The organism is Runella zeae DSM 19591, from assembly GCF_000423565.1.
In the GTDB taxonomy this organism is placed as follows: domain Bacteria; phylum Bacteroidota; class Bacteroidia; order Cytophagales; family Spirosomataceae; genus Runella; species Runella zeae.
This window is the reverse complement of the sequence record NZ_AUIF01000003.1, coordinates 326,271-345,019: the sequence shown is the minus strand read 5'-3', so window position 1 is coordinate 345,019 and position 18,749 is coordinate 326,271. Positions and strand designations below refer to the sequence as shown.

Genomic DNA, 18,749 nt, shown 5'->3' with positions numbered 1-18,749 from the left:
TTTTAGCCTTGATGTTCTTTCCTCAACAAATCGTTGACAGTTTTGACGGGGTTGAAAGTAATAAGCGGCACTTCCACAAATACCGTATTCCAATCAGACATCGAACCATTCCAGAGTCCCGGAAGCTCTTGCGCTTTTAGATCTTTACCATCTTTTGATTTTTGGGTAATAAATCCTGTATTAATATCTCTAAAAGACATCAGTGAAAACTTTTTGCCTTTGTACCCCCTCAACGAACACACCAAATCGACGGGATTGAAGTGGGTAGCAGTATCAAACAAAGCTTTTTGTGCCGAATCACTCATATCAATCTGCGCTGATTCTACCACTTGAAGAGAAGTAGTACCATCAGGATTAAGGGCCCAGAAAGGGCCACCACCTGGCTCACCCACGTTTTTAACCATACCACAAAGCCGTACAGGACGGTCTAGTTTTTCGGCAAAATAGGCAAGTTTTTGGGCACCACTCCAAGTTTCAAAACCTGATGGCGGTAAAGTGAAAAGTATCTTTTCATAAAATGAAGCTAGTTCTTCTATGAGTGTATCATCTTTACCACCGTTTTCGATATTTTCTTGAAAATCAAATATTTGCTGGCGATATTTCAAAAGCAACGCCCCCAATACTTTTTTGTAAACAAAAGTGGTTTCTTTGAGCTGGTCAGGCACTACGTTATCAATGTTTTTGATAAAAACCACATCTCCGTCTTGGTCATCCAAATTGGCCAACAAAGCCCCGTGACCGGCCGGTCTGAACAGTAGACTGCCGTCCGAGTTTCGGAAAGGCGTATTGTCCATATTGACAGAAATGGTATCAGTTGAGGGCTTTTGTTCAGAAAAGCTGATATCATACGTTACCCCAAACTCATCTTCATAATGGGGTTTTACGACATCAATCAAGGCCTCGAAACGGCTACGATGCTCAGGCGAAACCGTAAAATGAATACGAACTACCCCAGCCGCATTGGCATAATTGGTTCCTTCAATCAAGTGCTCTTCCACGGGAGTACGAGCGCCCGTTTCATAACGATGAAATTTTAATAGGCCTTTTGGCAGATTTCCATAATCTAGGCCCTTGCTTGAAAGAAGATAATCGGCGATTTTCTGAAAGTTACCCGCAGCAATTTCGGTCTCAATGTCAATATCATCTTTTGCCATTGCGGTTTTGAGATCTTCAAAAAAAGCAAAATCGCGCAAACGCTCACCAAATTCTACGATAGACTTATCACTCTTGCCTTCATCTTTATAAGCAAAAAGTGATTTAAACATCCGAGTAGCGGCGCCCGAAGCAGGTACAAATTTTAATAAAGAAATATCAGCCGATTGGGTGTCAAACTCCTCCACCAATGTGGCTAATTCGTTTTCCTCAACCCGTACCACTCCGTCTCCCACTGTCGCCGCTTTGAGTACTTTTAGATAAGGAAAACCTGTTTGAAAATGAGCAATTTGTTGCTGAATCGTTTCAAGTGAAATCCCTTGGTTAGCAATTTGAATAAGGTCTTTTTCCGTAAACATGATATAAGAGAAGTGGTTGAATTAAGATTATGTTTGAATGATAAATTTTCAGAATAAAAAATATATTTGTTTTGTCATATTTAATTTAAAATAACTCATAAAACTGGCTTGAAAGTAAAAAATATTTCTGAAGTTGATGACCATTTGATAAAAAAACAACATTAAAATGATTTTACGTCGTACCTTTGTATAAAAATAAATACCCGCGTATGTCTCACTCTCATCCCTCCGAACATCCCAAAAAGCTCGTAATAGTCCCTTGTGCTATTTTCGAGAAGGAGGGGCGTATCTTTGCTGCTCAACGCAGTGATGGTATGTCGCTGGCCTTCAAATGGGAGTTTCCGGGTGGCAAAGTAGAAGAAGGTGAAAGCGAAGAAGAAACCCTTCACCGAGAGATAATGGAAGAGATGAGTGTTGAGATTGAAATAGGTGTTCGTTTAGCACCTACCTACAAAGAAGACACGCATCGCATCATTTGTCTAGTGCCTTATATATGTCGCATTATGAGTGCCCCTATTGTACTTACAGAACATCTTCAATACAAATGGGTAAAGATTGAAGAAATATATAAGTTGGATTGGGCAGAAGCGGACTTAGGCGTAATCCAGACATTTTTCCAATACCGTGATTCAAAACTTCTCTGCCGCAATCCTAAGCTAAGAGCTAGAGTTTAATGATTTTGCGCTCAATCGTCGCTCCTGCAAACACCATTTTGAGTAGATACACCCCTGCCGGTAAACTATGAATATCTACTTCAGTCTGATTTCGTTGACTTCTTCGTAAGCTTCCTTGTTTTACTACCTTAGCTTCCACATTCCATAGTTCCCACTCTAAAGTTTTGTTTTGAGTAGCTTCTACTTCTATAAAAATTCTATTTTGAGCAGGATTGGGATACACCTTTAGCTGAGTCTCTTGAGGCATAGTGCTTGTTACGGCTACATTCACCCTTGCACTGCCACTCACTGTTCCTATCCCACAAATATTTGTTACCGATTTTAGGGTATAAGTAGTAGCCAAGTCAGGTGAGACAGGCACGGACACAAAACGCTCCGTAGTAGTGGCAGAGGTACTATCAGATAGTTTGTAGGTCCAAGGTGCTTGTCCTTGAAATGAGAGCTTCAACATGGCCTTTTCGCCTAATTGTACGATTGTATCACCGCTTATGATGGCTTTTGCGCGTTGTTTGATTGCAAAGACACCCGTCGGTGCTGCATTGTATACACTGACTTGGTCGGGGACTGTCCTCAATTGGTAATTCCCTCCAAATTCGACTTCTTTAGGAACAACAATTTTGATAGGACTCTCAATACCACTGCCTATGTTTTTAGGAGTGTTAAAATTGCCATTGGCATCAGACAGCTGCGCCACAAAACGAGTATTGTTGGGCAAAACACCTGCTACTTGAAAATTTAAAAATGCCGTAGTTTCGTCACATAGCACCTGATTGACCGACAGCGTGCTTGTGATTTTTGGAACCACTACCACTTGGGCTTTACCTTGGTATTCGCCATTTCCGCAAGCATTTGTGAGAGTTTCCAGCTCATACAGGGTCGTGATTTGCGGGTTTACAGAAATAAGGAGGGGATTGGTAGTAGTGGTAGCCGTAGCTCCTCCTGATAATTTATAAGTCCACGGTGGTGTACCCATAAACAACAATTTTAACTCAGCACTTTTCCCTGCCTCTATAGTGGTATCTCCGCTAAGGGTAGCTGTAGCTTTTTGTTTGATTGCAAAAGCATCCGAAGCAGTATACTCAAACCCAGCCACATTGGCAATTACTCTAATTTTATAGGCTGCACTTTGCGGTATTCCTTTTGGGATTGCGACTCTTAATTCGGCATTTTGTTCTCCACTATTTTCTAAAAAAGTAGGTTTCCCAAAACCTCCCTTCTCATCCGACAATTGTACTCGATATTGCCACTGACGCTGGTCGGTATTTTCTACTAGATATGAAACATTAAGATTTTGACCTTCACAAACGGCCTGAGGAGTACGGGTCTTTATGGAAGGTTTGATGGAGATGTTAACCACAAACTTTTGTTCCAAACAGCCCAATTCATCTTTTACTGTAATGATAGTATCTTGTAAAAGTCTAAAATCAAAAGTCGATGTGGTACTTCCATCTGACCACCGGTGAGGTCCTTTCCAATCGGGTCTTAAAACTACCTTCTCTCCATGTTGAGCTTTTAAATGAACGGTTTTAGGGACATTTTTAAAAATCGTAAATTGGTCTCTCACAATGCGGTCATTACAAAGCCAATTAAAATCCAGTCGATTATCTTCTACCTCTATCACTACCGAGCCGCCATTGATTGAATTTTTGAACGGCATAGCGGGATGGGCAATTCCGTTGAAACCATTGTTTTGTCCTGACGAACCTGCCACTACATAAATTACGCCTTCATCTCCGCCATTTTTGACATACGCACAAGTGTTTTCTCCTCCATCATAGCGCCCCGACGAAAGGCTCGTCAAATGCAAATCGTCTCGAAATGTAGTAGAAAGTCCCGCATGCCCACGCATAGGGCGCGAGCGTTCGTACAAGTGACTGTGCCCGCTCAAAACCAAATCCACTTTAAACCGTTCCAAAATAGGGTTTAGATTTTGACGAATAAGCTTCAGTTCTTCTTCCGAATCCGAATCATGCGAATTACGAGTATAAGGCGGATGATGAAACATCACAATCGTCCAAGGTTGTTTGTTGGCAATAAGATCTTTTTTGAGCCATTCGACTTGAGGACTCAAAGTATCGTACAGTCGATAACGATCTTCTTCAATTCCATAAGAATCCAACGCCACAAAGTGCACATTGCCATAGTCAAAAGAATAATACATTTCGGAACCAGAAGCTACGCCTCCTGCCTCGCCATTTTGGGGCAAAGAAAACACTTGAAAATACGCCACGTCTCGACGATTCTGAGCTCCAGAATAGTATTCGTGATTGCCCGGAATGGTCCACAGCACATTGTTTTTTAGAAAATGATTTTGATAAACATTGAAAAAGTTGAGTTGATACTCTTCATCAGTTCCAATACCATAGGCATTATCACCTAGCAACAACACAACGTCTGTTTGGGTATTATCTTTTTTGATACTATTGATATAAGCATCCCTTACAGAGCGTTGATTGGGCGAGCCATCACCCATATCGCCCATTGCCCATATCTTTATTTTTTGCTTGCTGCCTGGCAAAGGTGCGGTTTTGAAATAGTAGTCGGAGCCTTCCTTTATTTCTCCGTTGTTGTCAATCCCATAATAATAAACGGTGTTAGGTTGCAAGCCTGTAATGGTGATTTCGTGTTCAGTCACAACAGCATCATTTTTTACCATTTGTGTTTTGGCATTCAACGCTTTTCCATACAACACTTTAGTATAAGTGGCCGCGTCGGTACGCCATTTGACCACTACGCTCGTAGGTGTGCCTATTTGGAGATAAGGCCCCCTTGTTAGTTTTTGGGCAAAAAGGAAATAGGTATTTGCACAAACAAGGCAAAGAAATAATAACCGCTTATGAAGAAACAACATACGAAAGATTGAGAGGGCAAAATGTCTCAACAAAAATGCGCATTTTTTTACTATTTTGCTTTTCTATTTTTAAACCCTTTTCACTCATGAAAACCTTCAAAACTTTGGCACAGGCGACTACGCTTGTTCTACTGGCATTTAGTGCTTGTAAAGCTCCTTCCGAAACTACCAAAGTACTTACCCAAGCCGACTATCCGGCCCCTCCTAAAGCCCCCAAAAAGCCTCAGACTTTCACTAATCACGGCTATACGCGTACCGACGATTACTTTTGGCTCAAAGACAAAAACAACCCTGAAACTATAACCTATCTCAAAGCCGAAAACGCCTATGCCGACACCGTAATGGCAAGCACCAAGGACTTACAAAACAAGCTTTTTGAAGAGATGAAAGGTCGTATCAAAGAAGATGACCAATCGGTTCCTTTCTTTGACAATGGCTACTACTACTATACACGACAAGAAAAAGGAAAACAATACGGTATCAATTGCCGTAAAAAAGGTAGCCTCGACGCCCCCGAAGAAATCACTTTTGACCTCAACAAAATGGCCGAAGGCAAACCTGCCCTAATTTGGGGTGGCTATGACGTAAGCGACGACAATACCATCGCCGCCTATGTCAGCAATACCACAGGCTCATACGCCGAATATGAGCTCAAGTTTCGCAATCTACAAACAGGGCAAGACCTTCCCGATAAAATTGCTAAAATGGCAGGAAGCATGACTTGGGCGGCCGACAACAAAACGGTGTTTTATAGCGTGCCCAACGCTGCCCTACGCTCTTATCGAATCTACAAACACGTACTAGGAAGCACCGCCAAAGACGAACTGATTTATGAAGAAAAGGATGAACTTTTCAGTACCTACGTAGGGCGGAGCAAGACCAAAAAAATGATTGGCATTGCTTCTTCGAGTTTTACAAGCGCTGATATGCGCTGGATTCCAGCCGATCAGCCAAATGCCAAATTCAAATTGTTTTTGCCCCGACAAAAAGACATTCAATACAGCGTAGATGACTATACCGATCGTTTTTTTGTAACATGGAAAGACCCCCAAAACAAAAATCAAAAAGTATGGGAAGCTCCCAAAGAAGGTTACGAAGACCGCTCTAAGTGGAAAGAAGTCATTCCTCACAACCCCAAAGCCAAAATTGAAGGCATTGATGTTTTTGAAAAGTACATGGTCATTACCAAAAGAATCAATGGCTTACTCGAAATGGATGTACGAGAGATAGCTACAGGCAATACAAAAACCATCAATTTTCCCGAACCTGTATATACCGCTTATCCCTCTGGTACACCCGAATTTAGCGCTACCAAATTCCGCTACTCATATACTTCTCTCAATCGTCCTTCTACGATTTATGATTATGATATGATTAGCAATCAGAGCACAAAACTCAAAGAACGCGAAATACCGAGTGGTTTCAACGCTGAGGATTATGAAGTAAAACGCCTCTGGGCTACGGCCAAAGACGGCGTAAAAGTACCAATGGCGATTGTTTATAAAAAAGGTATCAACCTCGACGGCTCTAACCCCTGCCTTTTGTATTCTTATGGTTCTTATGGGTATTCGTCCGATGCGGGTTTCAATTCCAATGTATTTAGTCTTGTAAACCGTGGTTTTGTATATGCCATTGCCCAAATACGCGGTGGCTCCGACTTAGGCGAAGAATGGTACGAAGACGGCAAACTCAAAAAGAAAATGAATACTTTCACCGACTTTATCGCTTGTGCGGAGCATCTTATCAAAGAAAAATATACTTCTTCCGAAAAACTAGCTATCAACGGCGGCAGTGCTGGCGGCCTATTGATGGGAGCTGTCACCAACTTACGTCCTGATTTGTTCAAAGTAGTAGTGGCCGAAGTACCTTTTGTGGATGTAATCAATACAATGCTTGATAGTAGCCTTCCTCTCACTACCCAAGAATACGAACAATGGGGCAATCCCAACATCAAAGAAGACTACGATTATATCATGACTTACTCTCCTTACGACAACCTCAAAAAGGGTAATTATCCTAATATTTTAGCGACGGGTGGTCTCAACGATTCACAAGTGGGCTATCACGAACCCGCCAAATGGGTGGCCAAAATCCGTGACCTCAAAACAGACAATAACTTGGTATTGCTCAAAATCAACATGGAATCGGGTCACGGTGGGGCTACGGGCCGTTTTGATTATCTTAAAGAAGAAGCTTTTAATTATGCGTTTATTCTTACAAGATTAGGCATAATTAAATAAAATATTGAGGCCGTGCTGCTATAACAACAGCACGGCTTTTTATTAGAAACACCAATCAAGCTAAAATATTATTAAACTTTTGTTCTACCGCATATCGGCACAAGTCACGAAAATGCCTGTAAATGTCGGGTTCTTCGATATCTTTCATGAGTTCCATCAATACCTCTACATCAAACTCATAATCAGGCGCTAATAAATAATCGTTGAGCTGCGGGCCTACTGTACGATAATAGAGTTTTTCGGCAGCATTCATATCGGTAGGAACCATGTCAGTAAATTCAAAATTATGCCATCCCACCTCTTTCAGTAATGCCGGAATGGTATAAGTATTTGGCACGTACTTACTGCTCACAATATTTAGTTCTCGTATATCGGTATTCAAAGCTCTTACGATTGCTTTTGCCGCATAGTCTACGGCTACGATATTGAGCCCTGAGCCATGATTGATTGTAATACGTAGCGGAAGATTGTTATAAGGGGTTTCTTTGATACGATAAAAAAATGCCCCAAACAAATAAAACACCAAGAAACGGCCTATTACATGATGAGGGTAATCTATCAACCTTCCACAAATAATACTAGGACGCAATACCTGACATTGAAGCCCATAACCTGCACACACCTTAAACAATTCTTCTTCTACTTGGGCTTTAAATTTTTCGTAATGATTGCGATATTCTACTTTGCCATAGCCTTGTGGGTCGTTATATTCCAGAGGACGATATGCAAAAGCGGTACTGATATACGTAAGTTTAAAAATATAAGGTTTCAATGCTTCTAGTAATTGAAGCGTACCGTTATAGTTGGTTTTCTTGATTTCTTCATAAGCGGAGGGGCTATTCCCTAAATTTACGGATGCCGCACAATGAATCAGATGATATTTGTCGTCTTGTGGCAAAAGGCTCATTTCGACCTCCGAAATATCATTGAGATCAAGGTCGATCAATTTAACATTTTGATGACGGATTCTTTCCACATTTACTTGCGTAAGATAATCAGGCAGAAGCTTTTGAGTAAACAACTCATCAAAACGCTCAATGTACGTTTTACCGGGTTTTGAACGTAGCAAAAGCACAATGTTGCCTTCGTATTGATTTTCATGGAGTTTGAGCATTAGTTCATAAAATATATGTGAACCCAAAACACCCGTTACACCCGTAAGAATAAAATTAAGATTGTTTTTCATAAAATAGGCTTTTAAGGTTAATAATGATTTTTGTGAGCAGGGTTAGTAGGGAAGTTATTATTGAGCTGTTGAATCCTGGCATTGTACCAATAGAATACTAAAGCCGACATAACAAAAGCCATAAGGATAACCAACACAACCTGCAAACGGAAGTTGTTTTTGAGAGACCGAAGAATGCGTTTAGTGTACATGCAGCAAAAATTGAAGGCTGCGAGAAAGAATACAAAAAACAAGCGTTCCAAAAACGTTACCTTTAATAAACACTTGTTTATCAACAAGATAACAAAACATTAAATCATGGCGATTACTTCATCTATGCTACCATCTTCGGGGAGGTGAAGTTTGTTGCGAAGTCGATAACGGTACTTGCGGATAGCAGAAGGCCCTACGCCAAGTACATGGGCCATATCTTTGGGCGATAGGTTGAGTTTGCTCAATACTACAAACCTGATTTCGGCAGGTGTCAAGTCTGGCATTTTTTGTTTTAATCTGGTCAAGAAACCTCGATGTACTTGCTCAAACATATTACGAAATTCGTCCCATTGTTCATCTGTCAGAATGGTAGATTGCTGTAATTGAAATATAATATCGTTGCGGTTATCTTCCGTTTTCTTCTCTCGATATTGTTCCAATTCTGTCGAAAACTGTTCAATCAACTCCGTTTTTTGTTGAAGTGCCTTCGTAAAATCGTTGAGTTTGGCTTCGGCATTTTTTTTATCGTCTTCCAGTTTTTTACGCTTCAACCGCTGATTGTTAATAAACAAGATAGCAATAATACTGCTCAAAAAAATAATAATGAGCAATGCATTTCGGATGAGGGTTTGTTTTTTTCGTTCAAAATTAAGCGCCTGCTTTTCTTGCTGATATTTACTTAGTACCACTTTGTGCTGAGCCGTAGAAAGCTGAAGAGCATTGTACTGACGATTGAGGCTATCTTTAATAACCAACGATGAGTCGCGATATTGATAAGCTAGGGCATAATTGCCCTTATGAGCATAGACTTTGGCCAAAATATCGAAAATATCTTTAGCCACCGGCATCCGTTCTTGGATCCATTTTTCTCCAAATTTCTCTTTCCAAATCTTGTAAGGTTCTAGTGCTTTTTGCTGTGCAAGGAGGTAATTTTGTTCTAATAAAGCTATTTGAGCCAATGCAATACAGGCTTCACTAATCCCAAATTTTTGGTTTGTTTTTACGGCATAAGTATAGCAAAACTCCATTTCTTTCTTAGCCATCGCGTAGTTTTGGGACATAAAATAAGTATGCCCAATGTTAAGCCTTGAGATTAGAATCCAACTAGGGTCGTTTTTTCGTAGGGCAAATTGGTTGAGCTTCCGAAAATAAATCATCGCCGAATCCAACTTCCCTAATTCACGATACGACAACCCTATGGTATTGACCAAACCCGTATTTCTTTCGTAGAGATTATCAGATTCGGCTACTGCTTTGGTCAGATAGTGAATAGTATTCTCAAAATCCCTAAACTGATAATAGGCAATGCCAATGTCATATAAGTAGTCTATTTTGTGGGGAAAGTCTCTAATAGTAAAGTTTTCATATTTATAAAACGCCTCTATGTATAGTTCGAAAGTAAATGCGTAGTTTTTGCCCAAATCACGTAAATAATTGGCATACGCTTGCATGGCTATTACCTCCAAATAGTGTTTGTCTTTGGAAGAGAAGTTATCTGTCAAATAGTTATAGTCGTGTAGGTTGGCTGCATAACTTCTTCCTTCTTGTTGTAATCTATACCTAAAGCACTCTAAATGAAGTCGTTCGATTAAGGCTTGGTCATCCTTGTTTCTTGCCTGAGTTAGATATGGATTAATCAATTGATTGAAAGCTACCGTATCTTTTAGTCTTTGATCTGATTGGGTTTTAAAAATAGAATCAATGAATTTTTCGCGGGAGGCAAAATCAGAAAAAAAAATGTCGTTGGCTTGTCCGAGCGCGGGACTAGCCAAATGACACAATAATAACAGCAAAAGAGAGTATTTCATGCACCGTAAAAATAACCCTAAAAGCAGACATTCTAAAATAGACGCTTGACGGATAAGTGTTTGCCCTAAAACTATCTAAGAATTCTTGTTATTTATGGGCAAACCCACAAAAAATCCCTGATTTCTATGCAAGGAAATCAGGGATTGAGTATTAACAAATAACGCACAAACTAGCTCGCTACTTCAAGTTTTATTTTTAGTAAAAACTCATCCATTTCGATTTCAGTGGCGGAGCCATTCAGGTCAGCCGTCAACGATGATTTCGACCCGTACCAAACTCACAAAACCTTCATCAATTTAAAAGAGTCGCTCCCTTGGGTCTGTTGAATACCCGTTATCTTATTTTCACTATCCTTTAAAAAAGAGAATTCGCCTCTCGGAACTTCCAAAATAAAAAAATCAGTATCGCTATTAAAATACAATTTCATCTTCCTACCGTCTTGAATCACATATACATCTTTTCCCTCTTTTTTTATCGATACCCTAACATCTCCCAATTTATAGTCTCCTAAATATGTATTTAGGAGCGCATCAGCCACCTCAACTACCTTTTTTCGTTGGGGGTTATAAAATCCTTTCCAGTCATATACCTTAGCCACACTATTAATAATCTCAGGAATTATGGAGGTAGTGGCGGTGTTGGCCATCACAACCACGCCGTTTCCACCTTCTATACTACCATAATATTGGGCTACAAAACCTTCATCTACACCTCCATGCTGAAAATAAGTTTGCTCACCTCTTTGATCAACAAATACACCTAAAGCCGACGATTTATCAATAAAGGGTGTTAGGCGTAATTTGGTCATAGATTCTGAAAGGACCTTACTAGATTTTCCTTCCAATGCCAATTGCGTCTCAATAATATAGCTAGCTAAGTCGCTTGGATTAGTCCATAAGCCTGCCGCCGCTTGTTCAGGATAAAGATGATAATTCCCCTTAATTGCTTTCCCTTTGTTGTTATGAGCCGTGGCAAGTGGTTTGCCTGAGGCGGGTGGCTGAGTGTAGGAGCTACTGAGCATACCCATAGGCTTCAATACGTTTTCCCACATATATACATCGTATGGCTGCCCCGTAATATCTTCTACCATTACTTGCGATATGGTAGTTCCTCCGCCTGAATATTGAAATTTTAATCCCGGCTCAAAAGCCGACCTAACAGCAGAAGTATTTGCTGGTTTTGCTCCGTCCAAAATTTGGGCGTAGGTGGGTAAAGGCTTTCCTACTTCATACCCTGGAAATCCATGAATCGTCAGCCCTGCTGTATGGCTTAGCAAATTGGCAGTCGAAATCTTCTTGCCCTTAGAGAGTTCGTTGTAAGGAAATTTCCATGATTTTAGGTAATCATTAATATCAGCCGACAAGTCTAGCTTGCCTTCTTGTACCAATTTCAAAACGCCAACGCCGTTGAGCGATTTGCTGATTGAGCCGGCTTGAAATAGCGTCGCTGTAGTGACGGGTTGCTTCGTGTTAATATCAGCCCATCCAAAACCTCTTGCCCACTCAATTTTATAGTTTTTGACGACCGCAATGCTCACCCCATTTACTTTATGGAATGCCATGCGATCTTGAAGGGTAGCATCAATTTTAGCCCCTTCAATCTGTACCCACAATCCTAGATTATTTTCTACTTCTTTGATTTTCTTTTCAATATCAGGAGCATATTGGATGTCTTGAGCAAGCACAAATCCATGCCCTGAATAAAATAATAAAAATAACAGTGCGCGACAGGTAGAGAAAGTAGTTTTCATAGGAATAAAAGGTTATAAACAGTAGAAATAGGTAGAACAAAATCGATACAATTTAAATTTACTACAAAATGGGATACAAAAAAATCCCTGATTTCTATGCACAGAAATCAGGGATTGAGTATTAACAAATAACGCACAAACTAGCTTGCTACTTCAAGTTTTATTTTTAGTAAAAACTCATCCATTTCGATTTCAGTAGCGGAGCCATTCAGGTCAGCCGTCAAATCCAACGAAACTGCCTGCACTTCCTGACAGATATAATCGCGATTGGTAACGATAGCTGCCGCGAGTTCTTCGTTGTTGTTTTGGAGAGTTACCTTGATTTTATCCGTAACTTCCAAACCACTGTCTTTGCGCAAGTTTTGGATACGGTTTACTACATCACGTGCGATACCTTCGCGGCGAAGCTCATCGGTGATAGTCACATCCAAAGCTACCGTGAGGCTGCCCTGACTAGCCACTAACCATCCTGGCACGTCTTCGGCAATGATTTCGACATCATCGCGCATGAGTGTAAATCCAGCCACTACCAATAACCCTTCTTTTTCAATCTCTGCAATACCTTCTGCGCCAAGTCCACTGATAATACCCGCTACTTCTTTCATTTTGGGGCCATACTTAGGACCTAGTGCTTTGAAGTTAGGTTTGATTTTTTTCTTCAAAATACCGCTATCATCACTCACAAATTCTACGCTTTTGACGTTGACTTCGGTCATAATGATAGGTGTTACGTGCTCAATTTGCTGACGTATTTTCTCGTTCAGTACCGGAATCAACACTTTCGTCAACGGCTGACGTACTTTGATTCGGTGAGCTTTGCGCAATGAGTGTACCAACGAACAAATATCCTGTGCCAGCTGCATCGACTCTTCCAAATCAGCATCTACCCACGAAGGCTCATAAGTGTGCCAGTCCGTAAAATGCACTGATGTATGCTTGAAAGGAGTATTTTTGGCAATCGACTCTTCGCGCACGTGCTCGGTGAGGTTGCGATAAAGCCAATCTCCAAAGAAAGGCGCAATCGGCGACATCAACTGCGCTACCGCTGCCAAACAATGCTGGAGCGTTTGGTACGCAGCACGTTTGTCGTCGGTCATTTCGCCTTGCCAAAAACGACGCCGACAAAGACGCACGTACCAGTTGGAAAGGTGATCACACACAAAATCCTGAATCGCTCTTCCTGCTTTGGTAGGATTGTAGTTGTCGAAATGCTCGCCTACTTCTTTGACCAACGAAAACACCTTAGAGATAATCCAACGGTCTAGTTCGGTCAATTTTTCTTTAGGAAGACGATCAAACTGCTCAATGCGATAGCCGTCGAGGTTGGCGTAGAGCGCATAAAAATTATAGGTGTTAAACAACGTTCCGAAAAACTTACGCTGCACTTCCGCTATACCATCAATGTTGAATTTGAGGTTGTCCCACGGTTCGGCATTCGTAATCATATACCAACGTGTAGCATCGGGACCATAAGTATCAATGGTCGAGAAAGGGTCAACGGCATTGCCGAGACGTTTCGACATTTTGTTACCATTTTTATCCAACACCAAGCCCGTTGAAACCACATTTTTGAACGACACCGAATCAAACAACAAGCCCGCAATAGCGTGTAAAGTAAAAAACCAACCGCGCGTTTGGTCAACGCCTTCTGAAATAAAATCGGCAGGGAAAGATGTTTTTGCATCATCATCAGCCGTACCACCCATACTTTTGGGGTACTTGTCGAGGTTTTCGAAGGGGAAGTGAAACTGCGCATAAGGCATCGCACCCGAATCAAACCATACATCGATAAGGTCTGGCTCACGGTACATTACTTTTCCGCTAGCCGAAACCAAAAAGATTTCGTCAACATACGGACGGTGCAAATCAAAAGCTTCGGTACCTTGTGATTGTAAGAAAGCTTCATTTTTGGCACGTTGTTCGTCACTCAAAGCTCCACTCTCGACCGCTTTTTTGAGTTCAGAGGTTAGCTGTTCTACAGAGCCAATACAAATCTCCTCGCCACTTTCGGTACGCCAAATCGGCAGGGGCGTTCCCCAATAACGGCTACGGCTCAAGTTCCAATCTACCAGATTTTCGAGCCAATTGCCAAAGCGCCCTGTTCCGGTACTTTCGGGATTCCAGTTGATGGTTTTGTTTAACTCTACCAAACGGTCTTTGAGTTTGGTAGTAGCAATAAACCAACTATCCAATGGATAATACAACACAGGCTTGTCAGTACGCCAGCAATGCGGATAAGGGTGCTCATATTTTTCTACTTTGAAGGCTTTGTTTTCTTCCTTCAACTTGATAGCGATGAGTACATCGGTAGGCTTGAAATCAGACTCACTGCGTACTTGATCCGAATAGTATTCTTCTTTGACAAAACGCCCCGCAAACTCACCCATTTCTTTCACAAAACGCCCTTGTTTGTCAACGATAGGCACTTCTTTGCTGTTTTCGTCGCGCACCATGATAGGCGGTACGCCGTTGGCTTTGGCTACTCTAAAGTCATCAGCTCCAAAGGTAGGTGAAGTATGAACTACCCCCGTACCATCTTCGGTCGTAACAAAATCACCCAAAATCACTCTAAAAGCCTTATCTTGATCTTGAAGTGGCTGGATGTAAGGCAGGAGTTGTTCGTATTGAATATCTTCCAAATGCTCCCCTTTAAACTCCAAAAGCACCTTCCACGGAATCACCTTATCGCCCTCTTTATAGGTCGATAAATCAACGTCTTTGCCTTTTTCTGAGAAATATTTCCCTACCAAATCTTTCGCCAAAATCACATTGATAGGCAAATGAGTATAAGGATTGAAAGTTTTGATAAGTACATAATCAATTGCTGCGCCTACCGTCAAAGCCGAGTTGGCGGGCAAGGTCCAAGGGGTGGTCGTCCAAGCTAAGATGTAGATTTCATCACTATCGGCGGTGTCAAAAAGATAGCCCGATTTTCCCGTCAATTTGACCTTAAACTGAGCCACAATCGTGGTATCTTTTACCTCTTTGTAAGTACCGGGCATATTGAGCTCATGCGAACTAAGCCCCGTACCTGCCGCAGGCGAATAAGGCTGAATGGTATAACCTTTATACAAAAGGTTTTTGTCGTATAGCTGCTTCAGAAGCCACCAAAGACTTTCGATGTAGTCGTTTTTGTACGTAACGTAAGGATCTTCCATATCCACCCAATAGCCCATTTTTTCGGTCATAGTGAGCCATTGATCCGTAAAACGCATTACGGCTTCTCTACATTTTTTGTTATAGTCTTCGATACTAATCTTTATACCAATATCATCTTTTTTGATGCCTAGTTCTTTTTCTACTTGTAGCTCAATAGGCAAGCCGTGCGTATCCCAGCCTCCTTTGCGCTTCACTTGATAACCACGCAGGGTTTTGTAACGACAAAATATATCTTTAATCGTACGAGCCATCACGTGGTGAATCCCTGGCGTGCCATTGGCCGAGGGAGGTCCTTCATAAAAAGTAAACGACGGTGCCCCTTCGCGTACTTCGACAGATTTTTCGAAAATTTGGTTGTCTTTCCAAAACTGAAGGATGTCTTTGCCTACCTGAGCATAGTCCAATCCTTTGTACTCTTTGTAGTTCATCGGGCCTTTTTTTTAATTAAAATTGCCGTTAGTCCATAATCGCTATTAGTTTTGAAAACACCAATAACCGATTACTGACAACGGCCTCAAATTAGGAGTGCAAAGTTATGAATTTTTCGGGGAAGTAGTGGTGTTACTGCTCTATGCCATTTTTTGTGCTACAATATTAAATACTACCTTAAAAAGAAACCCTCTCCGCTGCACACTAAGGCGTGTTTCACGAAAAGGGTTGATATTCTATTTGGTGCTAGCCCTATTTTAATCAGGCTTCACGATACTGCCCCCCGACAAGTCGGGACGAACATCAGGACGCCCCCGGTAGCGCAACGAACTTGCTCCGCTGGCTTTTACGATTAAAGTTTTATCAACCAATACACGCGCATCACTTGCTCCCGACAATTCTAAATCAACATAATCGACCGGATAATCAAAAGCTTCCAGCGTAGATGCCCCCGATAAGTCGCCGACCAACGAAGCACCTTGTCCACGTAAAGTGAGCTTAGAAGCACCCGACAAATCAATGTCTGTTCTTTCCCAATCTCCATCGATATTGGCTTTTGAAGCTCCCGATAGCTCAATTTCCATGTCTCTGGCACCTGAAAAACCCTCAATATCGGCATTCACAGCTCCTGAAAAATCAATTTCTTTCAAGACCGGCATCGTAATGTCTATCTCCATTTCATAACGACGAGAGCGCCAGTTTTTATACCGTATCACTAGTTTTCCACTTCTATCCACAAAAGCATCAAGGTCGCTCACATCGCGACGGTCGCCGTAGGCTACTACTTTAAATTGACTTCCTTGCTGTACCCGTACCCGAAAGGCGCTTTCCATTTCTAAACGGTCAAAATCGCGCAGATTTAGCGTTTTTGTATCAGGGTTTTTGGGTTCGAGCAGGCCGTCGTTATTGATGAAAATACAAGATTGTAAAAAACCTAATACTAGTACAAAGGTGGCAAATTGAATAAAATTGATTTTGAAATTTTTCATGACTGTTATGAATTAATATAAAAACTCGTTTTGGAAGTATGACAACTCACTGACGGCCCTCCCCTATCTTTTTGCGAAAAAAAGTGAAGTTTTTTCCCTTGTAAAAAAAATCATGCGACGGATAGGGGGAAGATTTGGGACAGTTGTCTTATACCAAATGAGGTTTTAACCTTGATTTTTAACAACTCGTCACAAAAACGACCCTGTCGTTACGGGCAAAGCATTACCTTTGTACCAAAACGATACGTCATTCGTGCAATTAACGGACACACAAATACTTAGCGCCATTCGGCAAGGAGATGAAAGGGTTTTCGAAACTATATTTCGGAAACACTACGCCAGCTTATGTACCTATGGGCGTTCGATTTTGCACGATGCCGAAGAGGCCGAGGAAATTGTCCAGACAGTGTTTGTGAATATTTGGGAAAAACGAGAAGAGCTTGAAATTACGCAATCGCTAAAATCGTACTTATTTAGAGCCGTGCATAATCATTGTCTTAATCGTATCAAACACCAAAAAGTACGAAACGAACACCAAGAGTACGCCACGTATTATCAGGAAACGACGTATGAGTCGGTAAGTGACACGGTTTATAAAAACGAGCTAGAAACCCAACTTTCGTTGGCCATCGAAAAATTACCCGAGCAGTGTCGTATTATTTTTAAACTAAGTCGTTTCAATGAATTAAGGTATCAAGAAATTGCGGATCAATTAGGTTTATCGGTCAAAACCGTCGAAAATCAGATTGGAAAAGCACTCAAAATTTTACGAACCGAGCTGGCAGACTATTTGCCGATTTTGGTTGGATGGATTTTAAGTGAATTTTGAAACCATGCGGGAAAAATACCCCCTTTTACCAAAAGTCTATTTTATAACAACACCCGATTTGAATTCACATCTACATATTCCCGACGATTTACTGGCGCGGTATGTTGCAGGAGAAGCCTCTCCTAGCGAAATGCACCAAGTAAAAGAGTGGTTGGTACAATCAGCCAACCATGAGGTGGAATTGTTGCGTTTTCAGCAGATTTGGGAGGCTTCGCAAGAAGTAAAACCCACCCTCAAAGTAGATGTAGACTCAGCTTGGCAAAAAGTCAAATCCAAAGCGGCGCTTTCTGCAAACATCACAAATGAAACCCCTGCACAAAGGGCTGTGCCTGTAGAGACAGCCCCAAGTCACCCTAAAGTCAAACCTCTAGGGAATACATCTTACTTCTGGCGTATTGCGGCAAGTATTTTAGTAAGTTGTGGCTTAGGATGGCTAGGCTATCTACTTCTGAACCAGCCCCAAGAAGCTAAAATGGCGCAGGTGATAGAAACCAAGAAAAACACCACCAAACAGATTTTACCTGACGGCACTACCGTTTTTTTGAATCAAAATTCGGCACTTAGTTATAAAACTGATTTTGGAGAGCAACTACGCGAAGTGTCACTAAAAGGAGAAGCTTATTTTGACGTAAAACGCGATGAAAATCATCCGTTTGTTATCAAAGCAAATGGCACTGAGATACAGGTCTTAGGTACGTCTTTCAACGTCAAAGCTTATACTAAAGCCGTAAATGTAGCCGTAACTAGCGGTAAAGTGCAGTTTTCGACCTCAAAAACTAAAACTGTATTGGTAAAAAATGAGACAGCTACCGCCCAAGCAGATACGATCATCAAGCTACCATCGCTCGACATCAACGCTATGGCTTACCGTACACGGGTTTTTGTATTTGAAAAAACCAACTTAGGGGATGTAGTCGCCTCACTTAGAGAAGGGTATCAAACTGATATTCAAATCGATAAGCGACTTCTAAATTGTCAACTTACGGCCCGCTTCGAACGCGAAAGCCTTGACAATGCCTTGGCAGTCATCGCCGAAACACTCAATCTTAGAGTCACTCACAAAGGCCAAACGATACTACTTGATGGACAAGGATGTAATTAAGTACGGTCATTGTGAGCCATAATCACAA

The 18,749-nt window shown here is 41.4% G+C and carries 11 protein-coding genes; 4 read left to right on the top strand and 7 right to left on the bottom strand.

Going from position 1 to position 18,749, the window contains the following annotated elements; all coding sequences use genetic code 11:
- Nucleotides 1-2: 2 nt before the first annotated feature.
- Nucleotides 3-1,511 (bottom strand): DUF4301 family protein, encoded by a 1,509-nt coding sequence (locus G563_RS0101520; protein WP_028663737.1) that lies wholly within the window; start codon nucleotides 1,509-1,511, stop codon nucleotides 3-5.
- 209 nt (nucleotides 1,512-1,720) lie between these two features.
- Between G563_RS0101520 and G563_RS33455 the strand changes: the two genes are divergently transcribed.
- The gene (locus G563_RS33455; protein ID WP_051210687.1) at nucleotides 1,721-2,185 is read left to right on the top strand and encodes a (deoxy)nucleoside triphosphate pyrophosphohydrolase; all 465 of its coding nucleotides are present in this window, start codon (nucleotides 1,721-1,723) and stop codon (nucleotides 2,183-2,185) included.
- Here the strand turns inward: G563_RS33455 and G563_RS36660 are convergent.
- Complete coding sequence (locus tag G563_RS36660) at nucleotides 2,175-5,036, bottom strand: metallophosphoesterase (protein ID WP_084650722.1); 2,862 nt, start codon at nucleotides 5,034-5,036, stop codon at nucleotides 2,175-2,177. The genes G563_RS33455 and G563_RS36660 overlap by 11 nt on opposite strands.
- Before the next feature lie 86 nt (nucleotides 5,037-5,122).
- On the opposite strand from G563_RS36660, the gene G563_RS0101500 reads away from it, so the two are divergent.
- On the top strand, nucleotides 5,123-7,276 hold the full coding sequence (locus G563_RS0101500; protein WP_028663736.1) for a S9 family peptidase: 2,154 nt from the start codon (nucleotides 5,123-5,125) through the stop codon (nucleotides 7,274-7,276).
- Nucleotides 7,277-7,331: 55 nt separating this feature from the next.
- Here G563_RS0101500 and G563_RS0101495 read toward each other — a convergent pair whose 3' ends face one another.
- The 5 genes from G563_RS0101495 to G563_RS0101465 all read right to left on the bottom strand — a co-directional run bounded on the left by G563_RS0101495 (nucleotide 7,332) and on the right by G563_RS0101465 (nucleotide 16,790).
- The gene (locus G563_RS0101495; protein ID WP_028663735.1) at nucleotides 7,332-8,462 is read right to left on the bottom strand and encodes an SDR family oxidoreductase; all 1,131 of its coding nucleotides are present in this window, start codon (nucleotides 8,460-8,462) and stop codon (nucleotides 7,332-7,334) included.
- A gap of 290 nt (nucleotides 8,463-8,752) precedes the next feature.
- Complete coding sequence (locus G563_RS0101480) at nucleotides 8,753-10,462, bottom strand: hypothetical protein (protein WP_028663734.1); 1,710 nt, start codon at nucleotides 10,460-10,462, stop codon at nucleotides 8,753-8,755.
- 278 nt (nucleotides 10,463-10,740) lie between these two features.
- Nucleotides 10,741-12,213 (bottom strand): serine hydrolase domain-containing protein, encoded by a 1,473-nt coding sequence (locus G563_RS33445; RefSeq protein WP_051210685.1) that lies wholly within the window; start codon nucleotides 12,211-12,213, stop codon nucleotides 10,741-10,743.
- A gap of 140 nt (nucleotides 12,214-12,353) precedes the next feature.
- Nucleotides 12,354-15,800 (bottom strand): isoleucine--tRNA ligase, encoded by a 3,447-nt coding sequence (ileS, locus tag G563_RS0101470; protein ID WP_028663733.1) that lies wholly within the window; start codon nucleotides 15,798-15,800, stop codon nucleotides 12,354-12,356.
- 258 nt (nucleotides 15,801-16,058) lie between these two features.
- The gene (locus G563_RS0101465; protein WP_037325757.1) at nucleotides 16,059-16,790 is read right to left on the bottom strand and encodes a head GIN domain-containing protein; all 732 of its coding nucleotides are present in this window, start codon (nucleotides 16,788-16,790) and stop codon (nucleotides 16,059-16,061) included.
- A gap of 253 nt (nucleotides 16,791-17,043) precedes the next feature.
- Here G563_RS0101465 and G563_RS0101460 point away from each other — a divergent pair, with 253 nt between their 5' ends.
- Together G563_RS0101460 and G563_RS0101455 are read left to right on the top strand one after the other, a co-directional pair.
- Entirely contained in the window at nucleotides 17,044-17,619 is a 576-nt protein-coding gene (locus G563_RS0101460) for an RNA polymerase sigma-70 factor (protein WP_028663731.1), read from the top strand.
- A gap of 58 nt (nucleotides 17,620-17,677) precedes the next feature.
- Nucleotides 17,678-18,721: a FecR family protein gene (locus G563_RS0101455; RefSeq protein ID WP_028663730.1), complete on the top strand. Its 1,044-nt coding sequence runs from the start codon at nucleotides 17,678-17,680 to the stop codon at nucleotides 18,719-18,721.
- Nucleotides 18,722-18,749 lie beyond the last annotated feature (28 nt).